Annotated in this window: 13 protein-coding genes; 9 read left to right on the top strand and 4 right to left on the bottom strand. The window is 73.1% G+C overall.

All coding sequences use genetic code 11. From position 1 onward, the window contains the following. Positions 1-71 precede the first annotated feature (71 nt). From O3X23_RS42670 to O3X23_RS42660, 3 genes are all read left to right on the top strand, one after another. Positions 72-1,478 carry an amidase gene (locus O3X23_RS42670; RefSeq protein ID WP_269280334.1) on the top strand — a complete coding sequence of 469 codons (1,407 nt, stop codon included), beginning with the start codon at positions 72-74 and terminating at the stop codon, positions 1,476-1,478. A gap of 93 nt (positions 1,479-1,571) precedes the next feature. Continuing rightward, positions 1,572-3,668, top strand: coding sequence for a 4-alpha-glucanotransferase (malQ, locus tag O3X23_RS42665; RefSeq protein WP_269280332.1), 2,097 nt, complete (start codon positions 1,572-1,574; stop codon positions 3,666-3,668). A 135-nt stretch (positions 3,669-3,803) separates the two neighbouring features. Then, entirely contained in the window at positions 3,804-3,989 is a 186-nt protein-coding gene (locus O3X23_RS42660; RefSeq protein WP_443048149.1) for a hypothetical protein, read from the top strand. 45 nt (positions 3,990-4,034) lie between these two features. Here the strand turns inward: O3X23_RS42660 and O3X23_RS42655 are convergent, their stop codons facing one another. Beyond that, the gene (locus O3X23_RS42655) at positions 4,035-4,565 is read right to left on the bottom strand and encodes a MarR family winged helix-turn-helix transcriptional regulator (protein WP_269280328.1); all 531 of its coding nucleotides are present in this window, start codon (positions 4,563-4,565) and stop codon (positions 4,035-4,037) included. A 117-nt stretch (positions 4,566-4,682) separates the two neighbouring features. Between O3X23_RS42655 and O3X23_RS42650 the strand changes: the two genes are divergently transcribed. Together O3X23_RS42650 and O3X23_RS42645 are read left to right on the top strand one after the other, a co-directional pair. After that, positions 4,683-5,963, top strand: a complete 1,281-nt coding sequence (locus O3X23_RS42650; RefSeq protein ID WP_269280326.1) for an MFS transporter — start codon at positions 4,683-4,685, stop codon at positions 5,961-5,963. Positions 5,964-6,005: 42 nt separating this feature from the next. Then, on the top strand, positions 6,006-6,941 hold the full coding sequence (locus O3X23_RS42645; RefSeq protein WP_269280323.1) for an EamA family transporter: 936 nt from the start codon (positions 6,006-6,008) through the stop codon (positions 6,939-6,941). On the opposite strand, the gene O3X23_RS42640 is transcribed toward O3X23_RS42645, so the two are convergent. Beyond that, positions 6,848-7,297, bottom strand: coding sequence for an ATP-binding protein (locus O3X23_RS42640; protein WP_269280322.1), 450 nt, complete (start codon positions 7,295-7,297; stop codon positions 6,848-6,850). The two genes, O3X23_RS42645 and O3X23_RS42640, sit on opposite strands and share 94 nt — an antisense overlap. Before the next feature lie 182 nt (positions 7,298-7,479). Here O3X23_RS42640 and O3X23_RS42635 point away from each other — a divergent pair, with 182 nt between their 5' ends. Then, positions 7,480-8,331 carry a helix-turn-helix domain-containing protein gene (locus O3X23_RS42635; RefSeq protein ID WP_269280320.1) on the top strand — a complete coding sequence of 284 codons (852 nt, stop codon included), beginning with the start codon at positions 7,480-7,482 and terminating at the stop codon, positions 8,329-8,331. 9 nt (positions 8,332-8,340) lie between these two features. Continuing rightward, a complete protein-coding gene (locus tag O3X23_RS42630; protein WP_269280317.1) occupies positions 8,341-8,541 on the top strand; it encodes a DUF397 domain-containing protein in 201 nt (66 codons plus the stop codon). A 21-nt stretch (positions 8,542-8,562) separates the two neighbouring features. On the opposite strand, the gene O3X23_RS42625 is transcribed toward O3X23_RS42630, so the two are convergent. Continuing rightward, positions 8,563-9,984, bottom strand: a complete 1,422-nt coding sequence (locus O3X23_RS42625; protein ID WP_269280337.1) for an ATP-binding protein — start codon at positions 9,982-9,984, stop codon at positions 8,563-8,565. A gap of 147 nt (positions 9,985-10,131) precedes the next feature. Further along, the gene (gene pepN, locus O3X23_RS42620; protein WP_269280315.1) at positions 10,132-12,708 is read right to left on the bottom strand and encodes an aminopeptidase N; all 2,577 of its coding nucleotides are present in this window, start codon (positions 12,706-12,708) and stop codon (positions 10,132-10,134) included. 186 nt (positions 12,709-12,894) lie between these two features. Between pepN and O3X23_RS42615 the strand changes: the two genes are divergently transcribed. Both O3X23_RS42615 and O3X23_RS42610 read left to right on the top strand, forming a co-directional pair. Then, a complete protein-coding gene (locus O3X23_RS42615; protein WP_269280313.1) occupies positions 12,895-13,764 on the top strand; it encodes an ABC transporter ATP-binding protein in 870 nt (289 codons plus the stop codon). Continuing rightward, positions 13,761-16,298 (top strand): FtsX-like permease family protein, encoded by a 2,538-nt coding sequence (locus O3X23_RS42610; RefSeq protein ID WP_269280311.1) that lies wholly within the window; start codon positions 13,761-13,763, stop codon positions 16,296-16,298. The genes O3X23_RS42615 and O3X23_RS42610 overlap by 4 nt, the downstream gene beginning before the upstream one ends. Positions 16,299-16,357 lie beyond the last annotated feature (59 nt).

Genomic DNA, 16,357 nt, shown 5'->3' with positions numbered 1-16,357 from the left:
CCCACCCCCACCCCCGCCGCGCGTACCCGTACCTCCCGCCGGAGGCGCCCGGTGCGAACTAACCTGCCCGGATGGGCGAACCTCATGAACTGACGATGCTGGAGCAGGCCGCCGCGGTGCGGAACAAGGTGCTGTCGCCGACCGAGTTGGCGTCGCACTACCTCGGGCGGATCGAGCGGCTGAACGACGCCGTCGGGGCGTACGTCACCGTGACGCCCGAGCGCGCGGCGGAGGACGCGCGGCGGGCGGAGCGGCGGCTGGGGGAGGGCGGGGCGCCGCCGCCGCTGCTGGGGGTGCCGGTACCGGTGAAGGACCTGACGCCGGTGGCGGGCGTGCGGTGGACGGCGGGGTCCGCGGTGTTCGCCGAGCGGGTCGCCGAGTCGGGCGCGCACGTTGTGGACCTGCTGCGGGCCGCCGGGACGGTGCTGCTCGGGAAGACGAACACGCCGGAGTTCGGGCTGCCGGCGTACACCGAGGGCCGCGTCGCCCCTCCGGCGAGGAGCCCGTACGACACGGGGCTGATGGCCGGCGGGTCGAGCGGCGGGGCGGCCGCGGCCGTGGCCGCCGGGCTGGCGCCCGCCGCGCACGGCAGCGACGGCGGGGGGTCGATCCGCATCCCGGCGAGCTGCTGCGGCGTGGTCGGGCTGAAGCCGAGCCGGGGGCGGGTCAGCTGGGCGCCGCACGGGGATCTGACGGGGCTGGCGGAGACGGGGCCGATCGCGCGGAACGTGCGGGACGCGGCGGCGCTGCTGGATGTGATGGCGGGGCCGGTGCCAGGGGATCCGGTGCCGGTGGCGGCGTCGGGGACGACGTTCCTGGAGTGGTGCGAGCGGGAGCCGCGGCGGTTGCGGATCGGGCGGTGGGCGCGGCCCGATGTCGACGTGCCGGTGGATCCGGTGGTGCTGGCCGCGTACGAGCGGACGTCCGCGCTGCTGGCGGGGCTGGGCCATGAGGTGGTGGACGTCGAGCAGCCGCTGGGGCCGGGGGACCACGGGTCGTTCGATCCGGTGTGGGAGGTGATGTCGCTGCTGGCGCCGGTGCCCGCCGGGCGGGAGGAGGAGCTGATGCCGCTGACCCGGTGGCTGCGGGAGCGCGGCCGGGCGGCTTCGGGCGAGCGGTTCGCGCTGGCGATGGCGGCGATGCAGGCGGTGGGGCGGAAGTTCGCGGCGGCGGTGGCGCCGTTCGACGCGGTGCTGACACCGACGCTGGCCCAGCTGCCGCGGCCGGTGGGAGCGCTGCGCGACGACGCCGACCCGGCGGCCGATTTCGCGGCGCAGTACGCGTTCACGCCGTTCACGGGCGCGTGGAACATCGCGGGGCTGCCCGCGCTGTCACTGCCGGTGGAGTGGACGGACGGCGGGCTCCCGATCGGGATGATGCTCGGCGCGGCGCACGGTGCGGAGGGCCCGCTGCTCGCGCTCGCGGCTCAGGTGGAGGCGGCCGCGCCGTGGCGGGAGCGTCGGCCGGCCGGTTGGTAGCGGGGGCCGGGCGGTGCGGCGGCGTCTGACGGAGCGTCCGGCGGGGTAAGGCTCGGGTGATCCCCACCTCGCACTGTGATCTTGGAGGCACCGATGGACCGGGAGCGGCTGGCCGCGCTGCACGGCGTGGACACGACGTACCGCCCTGGGCCCGACCGGGAGGTCCGGGTGCCGGAGGAGACGGTGGTGGCCGTGCTGGCCGCGCTCGGGGTGGACGCCTCGACACCGCAGGCGGTGCGGGACGCGCTGGCCGCGTACGAGCACCGCGACCGGCAGCGGCTGCTGGCGCCCTGCACCGTGGTGCGCGAGGGCCGCCCGCTGCCGCTCGGGCTCCCGGAAGGCACCCGGGTGCTCATCGAGGCGGAGTCGGGCGAGGTGTTCGACGACGGTGGCTGGGAGCGCCTTCCGCTCGGCAGGCACGTGGTGCGGGCGACCGCGCCGGACGGGCGGACGGCACGGGCCGACCTCGTGATCGCGCCCGAGCGGCTGCCGGGTCCGGCCGGGCGCACGTTCGGCTTCATGGCGCAGCTCTACTCGACGCTGTCGGACCGCTCCTGGGGGATGGGCGATCTGGGTGATCTCGCGGATCTCGCCGCGTGGTCGGGCCGGGCGCTGGGCGCCGGGTTCCTGCAGATCAACCCGCTGCACATCGCTGTTCCCGGGCGGCCGACGGATCCCTCGCCGTACCGCCCTTCGTCCCGGCGGTTCCCCGATCCGGTCTATCTGCGGGTCGAGGACGTGCCGGAGTACGCGTATCTGGCGGCGGACGACCGGGTGCGGGCCCACGAGCTGGCCGGCCGGGCCGCCGCGCTGCGCGCGGGTGTGCTGCACAAGGACGCGCTGATCGACCGGGACGCGGTCTGGGAACTGAAACTGGAGGCGCTGCGGCTGGTGCGGAAGGTGCCGCTGCAGCCGGGGCGCAGGGCCGAGTACGCCGATTTCCTGGCCGAGCAGGGGCAGGCGCTCGACGATCACGCCACCTGGTGCGCGCTGGCGGAGGTGAACGGCCCGGACTGGCACGCCTGGCCCGCCGGGCTGCGTGATCCGCGCTCCCCGCAGGTCGCGCGGGCGCGCGGCGAACTCCTCGACCGGGTGGACTTCTACTGCTGGCTCACGTGGCTGACCGACCATCAACTGTGCGCGGCACAGGCGGCGGCGCGTGCGGCGGGGATGCCGATCGGGATCGTGCACGACCTGGCCGTCGGCGTGCACCCGTCCGGCTCCGACGCGTGGGCCATGCAGGACGCCCTGGCGCGGGGCATGTCGGTGGGCGCGCCGCCGGACGCGTTCAACTCGCGCGGCCAGGACTGGGGCCTGCCGCCCTGGCGGCCGGACGCGCTGGCGGCCACCGGGTACACCCCGTACCGGGATCTGCTGAGCCGGCTGCTGCGGCACGCGGGCGCGCTGCGCATCGACCACGTGATGGGGCTGTTCCGGCTGTGGTGGGTGCCGGAGGGCCGGCCGCCGACCGAGGGTGCCTACGTCAGATACGACGCGGAGGCGATGCTCGGAGTACTCGCCCTGGAGGCGCACCGGGCGGGCGCGGTGGTGATCGGCGAGGACCTGGGAACGGTCGAGCCCGGGGTCAGGGAGGAGCTGGCGGACCGCGGCGTCCTCGGCACGTCGGTGCTGTGGTTCGAGCGGGACCACGACGGGGACGGGAAGCCGCTGGCGCCGGAGGAGTGGCGGCCGGCCTGTCTGGCCACCGTCACCACGCACGATCTGCCCAGCACGGCGGCCCGGCTGACGGGCGAGCACGTCGAGCTGCGTTACCGGCTGGGGCTGCTGACCCGGCCGTTGGCCCAGGAGCAGGCGGAGGACACGGCGGAGGTCGCGGAGTGGATCGCGCTGCTCGGCCGGCTGGGGCTGCTGCCGGAGGGCGCGGCCGACGAGGAGGCCGTCGTCAAGGCCGTCCACCGGTTCCTGGCACGCACCCCGGCGGCGATGGTCGGCGTGTGGCTGCCGGACGCGGTCGGCGACCGCCGCCCGCAGAATCTGCCGGGCACCTGGGACCAGTACCCGAACTGGCGGCTTCCGGTGGCGGACGCGGCGGGCCGCCCGGTCACCCTGGAGCAGCTGGCCGGCTCGCCGCGGCTGTACGCGCTGCTGGACGAGGTGCGGGCCGCGCTGGCGCCCGAGGGAGCCCCTTCGGCGAGTATCACCGCAGGTCGCGAAGGCGCGGGCGGGTGACGCCATGGGCAAGCACACCCATAAGGACACCCCGGGCGTGCGGGCCCGGAAGACGTTCACTACATTGAGGGCGTGGACAAGAAGCTCAACAAGAAGGCCGTGCGCGCCGGGGTCATCACCGCCGGGACGACGCTGATGCTGCTGATGTCGTCCCCCGCGTTCGCGGTCACCCGCGATGACGGCGACGACCCGGGTTCCGGCCTGAGTGTCGTGCAGACGCTCGGCCTCTTCGTGCTCGCGCCGATCGTGCTGTTCGCGATCATCGCCGGCGTGGTGATGGCGACCGACAAGACCCGTAAGCAGCAGCAAGAGCGCGCCTGACGCGTTGACCTGCCCGGCCCCCTGACCGCGTGCGCGGCAGGGGGCTCAGTGCTGTTCCGACGAGCCGAGCAGCTGCCGCAGCAGGCCGGACAGCTGCGCCGCCTGCTCGTCGTCCATCGCGCCGAGAGCCGCCTTCTGCACGGCGAGCCCGGCGCCCACCGCCTCGTGCAGCAGCGTGAGGCCCTGTTCGGTGAGGGTCACCCGCAGGCCGCGCCGGTCGTGCGGGTCAGGACTGCGCTCGACGAGCCCCGCCCGTTCCAGCTTGTCCAGCCGTCCCGTCATGCCGCCGGTGGTGAGCAGCAGCGCCGAGGACAGCTCGCGCGGTGACAGGGTGTACGGCTCACCCGCCCTGCGCAGCGTCGCCAGCACGTCGAACTCGCCGCGGCTGATGCCGAAGCGCCCGTACTCCTTCTCCATCCGGTCGCCGACCGCCTTCGCGATGCGGTAGATGCGGCCGAAGATCGCCATCGGCACGGTGTCGAGTTCGGGGCGGACGGCGTTCCACTGCGCGGTGATCCGGTCCAGTGGATCCGGGGCGTCGAGCGGGTTCGGGGCGTCCGGCGGGGGCGTGGTCATACGGAGAAGTATCGGAGGAAGGACGATCGCTTGCAAGAAAGTAGCTTGACGGTAAGTCGCTTAGCGCTAAGCTAATAACCATCGAGCTACTTCGGCGACGAGCTCCCTGGAGCGGACATGCCCAGCACCTCACGGATACCCGGCGAGCGGTCCCTGCTCGCCGCGATGACCGTCAACGCGGTCGGCTCCGGGATGTACCTCCCCTTCACCCTGATCTTCTTCCATCACGTCACGGGCCTGTCCTTCGCCGCGGTCGGCGCGGTGCTCACGGTGGCCGGGCTCATCGGCCTCACCACGCTGCCGCTGGCCGGCGCCGCCGTCGACCGCTGGGGGGCGCGCCGCGTGCAGCTGGCGCTCCTCGGGGTGCGGGGAGCGGGCTTCGCGCTCTACCCGTTCGCGCAGTCGGTGCCCGCCTTCGCCGTCGTCGCTCTGGTCACGATCATCGGCGACGGCGCCTTCCCCGCCGTCCAGCAGTCCTTCCTCGGCGAGTTCGCCCGCGGCGCCGACCGGGACCGGCTGCAGGCCGCGTCCCGGGCGCTCAGCAACGGCGGCATGGGCGCGGGCGCGCTGCTCGCCTCGCTGGTCGTCGGCTTCGGCGGGGACACCGGCTTCACCGTGGCGGCCTGGCTCAACGCCGCCAGCTTCGTCTTCTCGGCGCTGCTGATGTGGCGGGTCCGCCCGGTCGCCGTCGTCCGGGACACGGCCGCCGTCGCCCGCCGGAAGGCCGGATACCGGCTGGTGCTCCGCGACCGGCCGTTCCTCGGACTGACCGCCGCCAACTTCCTCATAGCCCTGGGCTACACCGCGCTGCCCGTCCTGTACCCGCTCTACATCTCCACCTGGCTGCACGGCCCCGAGTCCCTGACCGGCGCCGCCTTCACCGTCAACACCGTGCTGTGCGCGGCGGGCGGCGTCCTGGTCGCCTCCTTCGTCCGCCGCCGCGGCGCCCGCCGCAACCGGTCCGCGGCGCTCGGCGCGGTGCTCTTCGCAGTGGCCTTCGCCGGACAGATCGTGCTCGGCACGGTGCGGCCGCAGGCCGGCTGGGCGATCGGCGCCGGGCTCGCCGTGATCATCACCGTGCACACCGTCGGCGAGATGGTGCACAACCCGTCGGCCGGCGCGCTGGCCATCGCCGCCGCCCCGGACGCGGTCCGCGGCCGGTACATGGCCGCCTACCAGTTCTCCTGGCAACTGGTCCGGGCCATCGCCCCGTCGCTCTTCACCGGCCTGATGGCCGTCGACGGCCGGCTCCCGTGGCTGCTCCTCATCGGCACCACGCTGGGCGCCGCGCTCCTGCTGGTCCGCCTGGAGCCGCACCTGGCGTCGGAGGCCGTCCACCCGGAGGGCTCGCGCAAGGTGGCCGCGTCGCCGCAGGGGAGCCTCGTGCGGGCTGCCTGAGCCGTCCCCCTTCGTGGTCCCGTTCCTGTGAGGAGCCCGCAGATGTCCCGACTGTCCACCATCGCGCTCACCGCTCTCGCCCCGCTCGCCTGGGGCTCGACCTACGCGGTCACCACCCAGCTCCTCCCGCCGGACCGCCCGCTCTTCGCCGGGCTGATGCGGGCGCTGCCCGCCGGACTCGTACTGCTCGCCGCCACGCGGGCGCTGCCGCGCGGCGCCTGGTGGTGGAAGTCGGCGGTGCTCGGCGTCCTGAACATCGGCGCGTTCTTCCCGCTGCTGTTCCTCGCCGCCTACCGGCTGCCAGGCGGTGTCGCCTCCGTCGTCGGCTCGGTGGGCCCGCTGTTCGTGGCCGGCCTCGCGGCGGCCCTGCTCAGCGAGCGCCCCAGCGCCCGGACGCTCACGGCCGCGGTCATCGGCGCGGTCGGCGTCAGCCTCGTCGTGCTGCGGGCCGGTGCCGGATTCGACGGCCTCGGCCTGCTCGCCGGCGTCGCCGGCTCGGCGAGCATGTCGGCCGGGACCGTCCTGACCAAGCGCTGGGGCCGCCCGGAGGGCATCGGCCCGCTGGCCTTCACCGGGTGGCAACTCACCGCGGGCGGACTGCTGATCGCCCCGGTCGCCCTCGTCGCCGAAGGCCTCCCGCCCGCCCTCGACGCCCGCGCCGTCACCGGCTACGCGTACCTGGCCGTCGCCAACACCGCCGCCGCGTACTGGCTCTGGTTCCGTGGCATCGGCACCCTCCCGGCCACCTCGGTCTCCCTGCTCGGCTTCCTGAGCCCGATCTCGGCGGCGGCGATCGGGTGGGCGATCCTGGACCAGGCTCTGACCCCGGTCCAACTGGTCGGCATGGCGATCGCTTTCGGCGGAACCCTGCTGGGACAGCTGCACTATGGGCGAGCTGCGTCGGTGCGGGCGCCGGAGCCGATGTCGCACCACACGAGCTTCCCGGCGACGCCGAGGACCTCCTCGCCGACCAGGTAGTACCCCCAGTCCTCCGCGAGCTCGCGTACCAGGAGCAGGCCGCGCCCGCTCTCGGCCTCGGCGGGGTCCCCGTTGCCCGGCACCGGCGGTGCGGGCGCGTTGTCGAACACGGCCAGCCGCAGGGTGGCTTCCCGCCAGTGCACCCGGAGGGTCACGACCCCGTCGGAGTACTCCAGCGCGTTCCCGACGAGCTCGGACACCAGCAGCTCCGAGACCTCGGCCAGCTCATCGAGGTGATGGGCGCGCAGCACGGCGCGCAACGTGCCGCGCGCGACGCGCGCGCTGCGGAGATCGTTCGGTAACTGGAGGGAGTAGCTCCAGCCGGTGTCGGTCTCGGGGGCGAGGGCAGTGACCATGTGGGGCTCCCACGGTGTCGGGTACGAATCGCCAATTCCGTTGGGTGGGCGAGTCGTTACCGACGGTAGGGTGCACATGTGGGACGGCGCAATGGTGTTACGTACATTGCGCGCGAATGGGTGACCTCCGGCGGCCCGGATACGCTGCACCTCCGGATTGATACGACTTGGGAGGGCCCCCGATGCCGCCAAGGAGCCACCCAACTGCCCGGCAGCAGCGCCTCGGAGCAGAGTTGCGCAAGCTGCGCGAGCACGCGGGCGTGACCGGCAGCGACGCCGCGGCTTTCCTCGGCGGCGAACGGGCGCAGATCAGCCACATCGAATCCGGCAGGTACGGCGTGAGCGGCGAGCGGGTACGCCGCATGGCCACGTTCTACTCGGCCAACGACAAGAAGCTCGTCGAGGCGCTGGTCGCCATGGCCGAGGAGCGCGGTAAGGGCTGGTGGGCGGAGTACCGGGGTGTCCTCGCCCCGAGCTTCCTGGACCTGGCGGAGCTGGAACACCACGCGACGTTCCTGCGCACCGTCCATATGCTGCACATGCCGGGGCTGTTGCAGAGCGAGCAGTACGCCCGAGCTCTCTTCTCCGGCGGCATCACGGAGCTGTCCCCGTCGGAACTCGACGCCCGCGTGGAACACCGGCTGCGCCGCCGCGCGATCCTGGAGCGCCCGGCGCCGCCCAAGCTCGACGTGATCATCCACGAGGGAGCGCTGCGGCTGCGGTACGCGGCCAGGAAGGTCATGCGCGCGCAGTTGGACCTACTGCTGGAGGCCTCCGAGTGGCCTGCGGTTGCCATCCACGTCATCCCGTTCGACGTGGATGAACTCACGCCCTCCACCCAGTCGATGTTCTACGCCGGCGGAACTGTGCCGCAGCTGGACACGGTCCAGATCGACGCGGCCTTTGGCAGCGGATTCCTCGATGCGGAGGCACAACTCGAGAAGTACCGAGTGTTGTTCCACCTGCTGTCGCAGGTAGCTCTGGGCGCGGAGGAGTCGCGCCGATCCATCCACTCCATCGCACGGGAGATGTGAAAGCCCCACATGCGCGCACCGATTGTCTGGCAGAAGTCATCGTTCTCTGGGCCCGACGAGGGCCAAAGCTGCGTAGAGCTGGCGCCCCGCGCCGGCGCGGTCCTCCTCCGGGAGAGCGACGACCCCGACGTCATCGTCCGCACGACCCCCACCGCGCTCCGCGCGTTCCTGCAAGCGATACGTGACGGGTTGTTCGACGCCGTGCGGTGACTGCCCTGACCTCGGCCAGAGTCACCGCCACGCGGTGATCAGGTCCTCGGGACCCACGGCCTGGACGCCGTCCACCGAGACGCCGCTGCGCGCTACCGCGATCAGCGGCGTCGAGGTGTCCGCGCCGGGCAGCTGCGAGCGGTGGACGACCAGTTGCGCGAGGTCGTGTGCGTCGAAGGGCCGGTTCTCCAGCCATTTCACGGAGCCGACGGCCGTGATGCGCTTCGCGATGGGCTCACGGTCGGCCGCGACGATGTCGATCTCGGGATCGTTGTTGCGGGTCCAGTAGCCGCCGACGGCACCGGTGTCGTCGGGTACGCCGGCTGCCCGCATGCGGAACAGGGCGTCACGCACCACGGGTTCGATCGCCCGCCCGCGCCATGAGGTCCAGGTCCGCTGGATGCGGGCGAGCGTCAGGTCACCGCGGCCGCGTTCGATCTCGGACATGTACGGTCCGAGCAGCGCGAGCCAGAAGCGCAGATGAGGGTCGGCGACGGAGTAGCGGGTCTCCTTGGAGGGGCGGGTCGACAGCGGCGTGATGGCCTCCACCACCCTCTTTGCCGTCAGCAGATGCAGTGATCGGTTCAGGCTGGTGGGGGGTAGATCACCGGCCTCGCGGCCGATCAGTATGCGCGTCCGCTCTCCCGAACCGATGGCTCCCAGCACCAACCGCGCTTGCGCGTCGGCCGGGAACTCGGCCGCCAGCGACCGTTCGGCGCTCACGAGCAGTGCGGACGTCGGATCCTTCACGACCTCGGCGAGGTAGTCGAAGACACTCGCGCCGCGGGGCCACTCCTCCAGGACCAGCGGCAGCCCACCGGAAACGAGGAAGGCGTCGAAGGCGTCAGCGGGCGGCAGTTGCAGTATGTCGGCGACGTCGGCCGGGCTCAGGGCGGGGACCACCATCTCGGTGCCGCGCTGGTGGAACGGGCGGTCGTAGTCGTTGAGCCGCTCCATCATGGCCAGGTCGGACCCTACGCAGAGCAGCAGCACCGGCTTCCGGGACAGCTCGCGGTCGAAGAGCTTCTGGAGGGTGCCCTCGAAGCCGGAGTCGTTCTTGATCAGGTACGGCATCTCGTCGAGGACGACGACGCTCGGCCGGTCGTCGGGCAGGGCAGCGACCAGCAGGCGGAGAGCCGCGTCCCAGTCGCGGGGCGACTGGCCCGTCAGCGTCGCGGCACCCGGCAGGTCGGATGCCGCGGCGGCCTCGACGAACAGGCGCAGGTCGGCTTGCGTGCTGGACTGCTGCGAGGCGGTGAAGAAGAGGCTCGGCAGCCCGGAGCGCTCGATGAACTCCTCGACCAGCCGCGATTTGCCGACACGGCGGCGGCCGCGGATCAGCATCGCCTTGCCCGGCCGACCGCTCCGACCGCCGTCCGTGACGCGCTGCAGCATGCGGTTCAGAGCTGCCAGCTCCCGCTCCCGGCCGATGAAGGTGTCCACGAAACCGCCTGTGAAGAAGAGGCCCAAATTTGGCATATCCAAAATTGAACATACCAAATTTGGGCCTCTTGTGCCTCGTGGCAGGCGCGCGGGAGGCCCCGGACCACTGCGCTGACTGGTCCGGGGCCTCCCGCGGGACGTGCCTGGTTACGCGCCGGCCGCCGCGTCCGCGGCTCGGGCCTTCAGGGCGCGTTCCACGCCGGAGCGGGACTCGATGACGAGTCGGCGCAGGGCCGGGGGCGGGGTCGCCGAGGCCAGCCAGGCGTCGGTGGCGTCCAGGGTCTCCTGGGAGACCTGGAGGGACGGGTAGAGGCCGATCACGATCTGCTGGGCGATCTCGTGGCTGCGCGAGTCCCAGACGCCCTTGACCGCGCTGAAGTACCGCTCGGTGTAGGGCGCGAGCAGCTCGCGCTGGTCGGTCTGGACGAAGCCGCCGATCGCGGACTCCTGGAGGGAGTTCGCGAGCTTGTCGTCCTCGACGACCGCGGCCCAGACCGCGGCCTTGGCGTCGGCGGTCGGACGGGCGGCGCGGGCGCCGGCCGCGTGCTCCTCGCCGGCCGAGGTCGGGTCGAGGGCGAGCTCCGCCGCGATGGCCGCGTCGTCCGCCCGGCCGGTCGCCGCGAGGCGGTGCAGCAGGGACCAGCGCAGCTCGGCGTCGACGGCCAGGCCGTCGATGACCTGTGTGCCGTCCAGCAGCCCGGCGAGCAGGTCGAGCTGCTCGGGGGTGCGGGCGGTCGCCGAGAAGGCGCGCGCCCATGCGAGCTGGTGGTCGCTGCCGGGAGCGGCGGCGCGCAGGTGCTCCAGCGCGGCCTCCGTCCAGCGGGTCAGGCCGGTGTCGCGCCAGGCCGGGTCCGCGTACAGGTCGAGCGCGAGCTTCAGCTGGCGGTGCAGCGACTGGACGACGCCGATGTCCGACTCCTTGGCGATGCCGGAGAGCACCAGTTCCAGGTAGTCGCGGGTGGCGAGCTCGCCGTCGCGCGTCATGTCCCAGGCCGCGGACCAGATCAGGGCGCGGGGGAGGGACTCGGTGAAGTCGCCGAGGTGCTCGCGGACGACGGCGAGGGACTCGTCGTCGAGGCGGACCTTGGCGTACGTCAGGTCGTCGTCGTTGAGCAGGATCACCGCGGGGCGCGGGGTGTTCTCCGGGAACGGCACCTTCGTCAGCTCGCCGTCGACGTCCAGCTCGATGCGGCTGGCGCGGACCAGCTTGCCGTCCTGGAGGTCGTAGCAGCCGATGGCGATCCGGTGCGGCCGCAGCACGGCCTCGCCCTTCGCTCCGGCGGGCAGTGCCGGGGCCTCCTGGCGGACGGCGAAGGAGGTGACCGTGCCGTCCTCGGCGAGGGTGATCTCCGGGCGCAGGATGTTGATGCCGGCCGTCTCCAGCCAGGACTTCGACCAGCTCTTCAGGTCGCGGCCGGAGGTCTTCTCCAGCGCGCCGAGCAGGTCGGAGAGCTGGGTGTTGCCCCAGGCGTGCTGCTTGAAGTACGCCTGCACGCCGGCGAAGAACTCGTCCATGCCGACATAGGCGACGAGCTGCTTGAGCACCGAGGCGCCCTTGGCGTACGTGATGCCGTCGAAGTTGACCAGGACGTCGTCGAGGTCGTTGATCTCCGCCATGATCGGGTGGGTGGACGGCAGCTGGTCCTGCCGGTACGCCCAGGTCTTCATGGAGTTGGCGAACGTGGTCCACGACTGCGGGAACTTGCTGTTCGGCGCGTAGGCCTGGCAGGCGATCGAGGTGTACGTGGCGAACGACTCGTTCAGCCAGAGGTCGTTCCACCACTCCATGGTGACCAGGTCGCCGAACCACATGTGGGCCAGCTCGTGCAGGATGGTCTCGGCGCGCGTCTCGTACGCCGCGTCCGTCACCTTGGAGCGGAAGACGTACTGGTCACGAATGGTGACCGCGCCCGCGTTCTCCATCGCGCCCGCGTTGAACTCCGGCACGAAGAGCTGGTCGTACTTGGCGAACGGGTACGGGAAGTCGAACTTCTCCTCGAACCAGTCGAAGCCCTGCCGCGTGACGTCGAAGATCGCGTCCGCGTCGAGGAACTCGGCGAGGGAGGGGCGGCAGTAGATCGCCAGCGGGACGCTGCGGCCCTCGCCCTCCCAGGTGCTGTGCACGGCCGTGTACGGGCCGGCGATCAGCGCGGTGATGTACGAGGAGATGCGCGGCGTCGGCTCGAAGCGCCAGACGTTGTCCTGGACGTCCTCGGGCTTGGGCGTCGGAGAGTTCGAGATGACCGTCCAGCCCGCCGGAGCGGTCACCGTGAACCGGAACGTGCCCTTGAGGTCGGGCTGCTCGAAGCTGGCGAAGACGCGGCGCGCGTCGGGCACCTCGAACTGCGTGTAGAGGTACGCCTGCTTGTCGACCGGGTCGACGAAGCGGTGCAGGCCCTCGCCGGTGTTGGTGTAGGCGCAGTCCGCGACGACGCGCAGCTCGTTGCGGCCGGCCAGCAGCGACGGCAGGGCGATGCGCGAGTCCGCGAACACCTCCGCCGGGTCGAGTGCGGTGCCGTTCAGCACCACTTCGTGCACGGTCGGGGCGACCAGGTCGATGAATGACGACCCCGCCTTCGCGGCATCGAAACGCACCGTGGTCACCGAGCGGAAGGTGCCCCCGTCCTGCGCACCGCCCAGGTCGAGGTCGATCTCGTACGCGTCCACGGTGAGAAGGCGAGCACGGTGCTGCGCCTCCTCGCGGGTGAGGTTCGTGCCAGGCACGGTAGGCCACTCCTTAAGTGAGACTGACCGCCATCCTCGCACGCTGCACCGGCCGGGAATCAGGGTCTGCACCAGCGCCAACCTCGGGTTTTCCCCACCCCCGAGACGCCGGGAACCGGCATGGTCCCGGACCCCTCGTCATCCGTAACTTCGGAAGGGTCGTCGGCAACCGAAACAGAGGACATCATGCGACTCCGGTCGAAGCACTCCAGCACCGTCCCCACGGCCCCCGCGGCGCCGCAGTACCCGCCGCGGACCAGCGGTGACACCGCGCACGGCCGTACCGGGACGGTCGCCGGTGCCGCCGTCGAGCTGCGTTCGGTCCGCCGTACCTACGGCCGCGGCGACTCCACCGTGCACGCGCTGCGCGGCATCGACCTGGCGCTGCCGCGCGGCAGCTTCACCGCGGTGATGGGCCCCTCCGGTTCCGGCAAGAGCACCTTCCTGCAGTGCGCGGCCGGGCTCGACAAGCCCACGGCCGGCACCGTGCACCTCGGCGGCGCCGACATCACCGGGCTCAACGAGAACAAGCTCACCCGGTTGCGCCGCAGCCGCATCGGCTTCATCTTCCAGTCCTTCAACCTGCTGCCCTCGCTCACCGTGCAGCAGAACATCCTGCTGCCGCAGCGGCTGGCCGGCGAGCGCCCCGACCGGCGGCGGGCGGCCCAGCTGCTCGCGCAGGTCGGCCTGGAGGGGTACGGGAAGCGGCGCCCCGGGCAGCTGTCCGGCGGGCAGCAGCAGCGCGTGGCCATCGCCCGCGCCCTGGTCACCGCTCCCGAGGTGGTGTTCGCGGACGAGCCGACCGGCGCCCTGGACACCAACACCGCCCGCGAGGTGCTGGGGCTGCTGCGGCACGCCGTGGACCGGCTCGGCGCGACCGTCGTCATGGTCACCCACGACCCGGTCGCCGCCTCCTTCGCGGACCGGGTGCTCTTCCTCGCCGACGGTTCGCTCGCCGGGCACCTGGAGCGCCCGGAGCCGACGGAGATCGCCGACCACATGGTCGCGCTGACCACCGGCACCCATCCGGAGCGGGTCGCGAGGGCCGCCGCGTGAACGGCCTCGCCCGCGCCTCCGTGCGCTTCCGGCCCGCGTCCTTCGCCGGCACGTTCGTCGCCCTGCTCTTCGCCGCCGCCATCATGACCGGCTGCGGCGCCCTGCTGCAGACCGGGATCGTCGCGCACCTCACGCCCGAGCGCTACGCCGGCGCCCCGGTGGTCGTCGCGGCCGACCAGCACGCCCGGATGACCGTCGGCCACGGCGAGGACCGCGAGGAGGAGGCCGAGCCGCTGCCCGACCGGGCCCGCGTCGACGCCGGGCTCGCGGATCGCATCGCCCGTGAACCGGGCGTCGCCGCGGCCGTGCCCGACGTGTCCTTCCCCGTGCAGAGCACGTCGCTGCCGGCGCTGACCGGCCGCGACTGGTCGGCCACCGCGATCAGCAACGCCCCGGCCGCGAAGGCGCCGTCGGCGCTCGCCGAGGGCCGCGCCCCCGCTGCGGGCGAGGTCGTCCTCGACGCCGCCACGGCGCACGCCGCGAAGCTCAGGACCGGCGACACCGTCACCCTCGTCACGCCCGCCCGCACCGGCGATTACCGGATCTCCGGCCTGACGGCCGAGCGCGCCGGTTCCGCCACCGCGTGGTTCGACGACGCCTCGGCCGGCAGGCTCGCCGGCCACCCGGGGCAGGCGGACGCCATCGCCGTCTACGCCCGCGCCGGCGTCAGCACCGAGCAGCTCGCCGCACAGGTCGGGCACGCCGTCGACGGGCACGCCCTGGTGCGGACCGGTGACGCCCGCGGCGAGGTCGAGCACCCCGAACTCGCGGGTGGCAAGGAACTGCTGACGGCCCTGGGCGGCTCCTTCGGCGGCATCGCCGCCATGACCGCGGTCTTCGTCGTCATGGGCACCGTCGCCCTCGCCATCGGCCAGCGCAGCCGGGAGATCGCCCTGCTGCGCGCGATCGGCGCGACCCCGCGGCAGATCCGCCGCACGGTGGCCACCGAGGCGGTGATCGTCGCCCCGATCGCCGGCGCGATCGGCATCCTGCCGGGACTGGCGCTCGCCCACTGGTGGCTCGGCCAGCTCGTCGACCGCGGCGCGGTGCCCGCCGGACTGCGGCTGTCCACCGGGTGGATCCCCATGGTCAGCGCGGTCGGCGCCGGCCTGCTCAGCTCGCTCGTGGCCGGCTACCTGGCCGCCCGCCGGCCCTCCAGGGCCCGCCCCAGCCAGGCGCTGGGCGAGGCGGCCGTGGAGCGGGGACGCCCCGGGCCGATCCGTACGGTGCTCGGCTTGGCGGCCCTCGCCGGCGGCATCGTCGTGGCGTCGCTCGCGGCCCACGCGACGGGGGAGGACGCGGCCAACATCGCGCTCGGCGTCGTGATGCTCTTCATGCTCTGCGTCGCGCTGCTCGGCCCGGTCGTCGCGTGGCTCGCCGCCACCGTCCTGGGACTGCCGCTGCGGGCGGGGGGCGCGCCGGGTGCGCTCGCCGCCGCCAACGCCCGTGCCAACTCCCGCCGGCTGGCCTCCGCGATCACCCCGATCGTGCTGGTCATCGCCTTCTGCGGCACGTTGGTCTTCATGCAGAGCACCATCAAGCACGCCTCCGCCGAGCAGGTGCGCGACGGGGTGGTCGCCGACCAGATCGTCGGCGGCACCGGCGCGGGACTGCCGGCCACGGCCGCCGACCGGGCCGCCCGGGTGAAGGGCGTCGACGCGGCCGTCGGCGTACTGCGCACCGGCGTCCTCTACCGGGCAGCCGGCTCCTTCACCACCGCCTCCACGCTGGGCGTGTCCGGCAGCCCGGCCGACCTGGCCAAGGTGCTCGACCTCGACGTCCGGCAGGGCACGCTGAACGGGCTGGCGGCAAACGACACCGTCGCCCTGAACCGCCTGCTCGCCGACACCGCGAACGTCTCGGTCGGCGACCGGATCGAACTGCGGCTCGGCGACGGCACCACGGTCCACCCCCGGGTCGTCGCCCTCTACGAGCGCGGCCTGGGCCTCGGCGAGGTGGTGATGCCGCGCGCGGCGGTCGCCGGACACGTGTCCGCCGCGTACGACAGCCAGGTGCTCGTCCGTGACACGGCAGGGGCCGATCAGGACGCCGTCGCCACTGCGCTGCGGCGGCTCGACGTCCCCGGAGTCGCGGTCACCGACCGCGCCGGCTACAGCGCCCAGGTCGACAAGAACCTGGAGCTCAACGCGTGGGCCAACCGCGTGATGGCCGCGGTCCTCGGCGGGTTCGCCGCCGTCGCGGCGGCCAACACCCTGGTCATGACGGTCCTCGACCGGCGCCGCGAGGTCGCCCTGCTGCGGCTGGCGGGCACCACCCGCCGCCAGGTGCTCGGGATGATGCGCTGGGAGGCGCTGCTCGTCGGCACCGCGGGCCTGGTGATCGGGACGGCCATCGCCTGGGCGACGCTCACCCCGATCGCCCGCGGGCTCACCGGCGGCGCCCCGTACGTACCGCCCACCGTGGCGGCCGCCATCGCCGGCGGGGTGCTCCTGCTGGGCCTGGTCGCCACCGGCCTGCCGGCCCGCGCGCTGCTGCGCACCCGTCCGATCGAGGCGGGCGCGGGCCGCGAGTAGCGGGCGCCGGGGGAAAGCGGCGGGGCGGGGGGAGGGGAGTGCCCCCCCCCCCCCCCTTG

Origin of the sequence: Streptomyces sp. H39-S7 (assembly GCF_027158205.1) — a bacterium.
In the GTDB taxonomy this organism is placed as follows: domain Bacteria; phylum Actinomycetota; class Actinomycetes; order Streptomycetales; family Streptomycetaceae; genus Actinacidiphila.
This window is presented reverse-complemented; position numbering and strand designations above follow the sequence as displayed.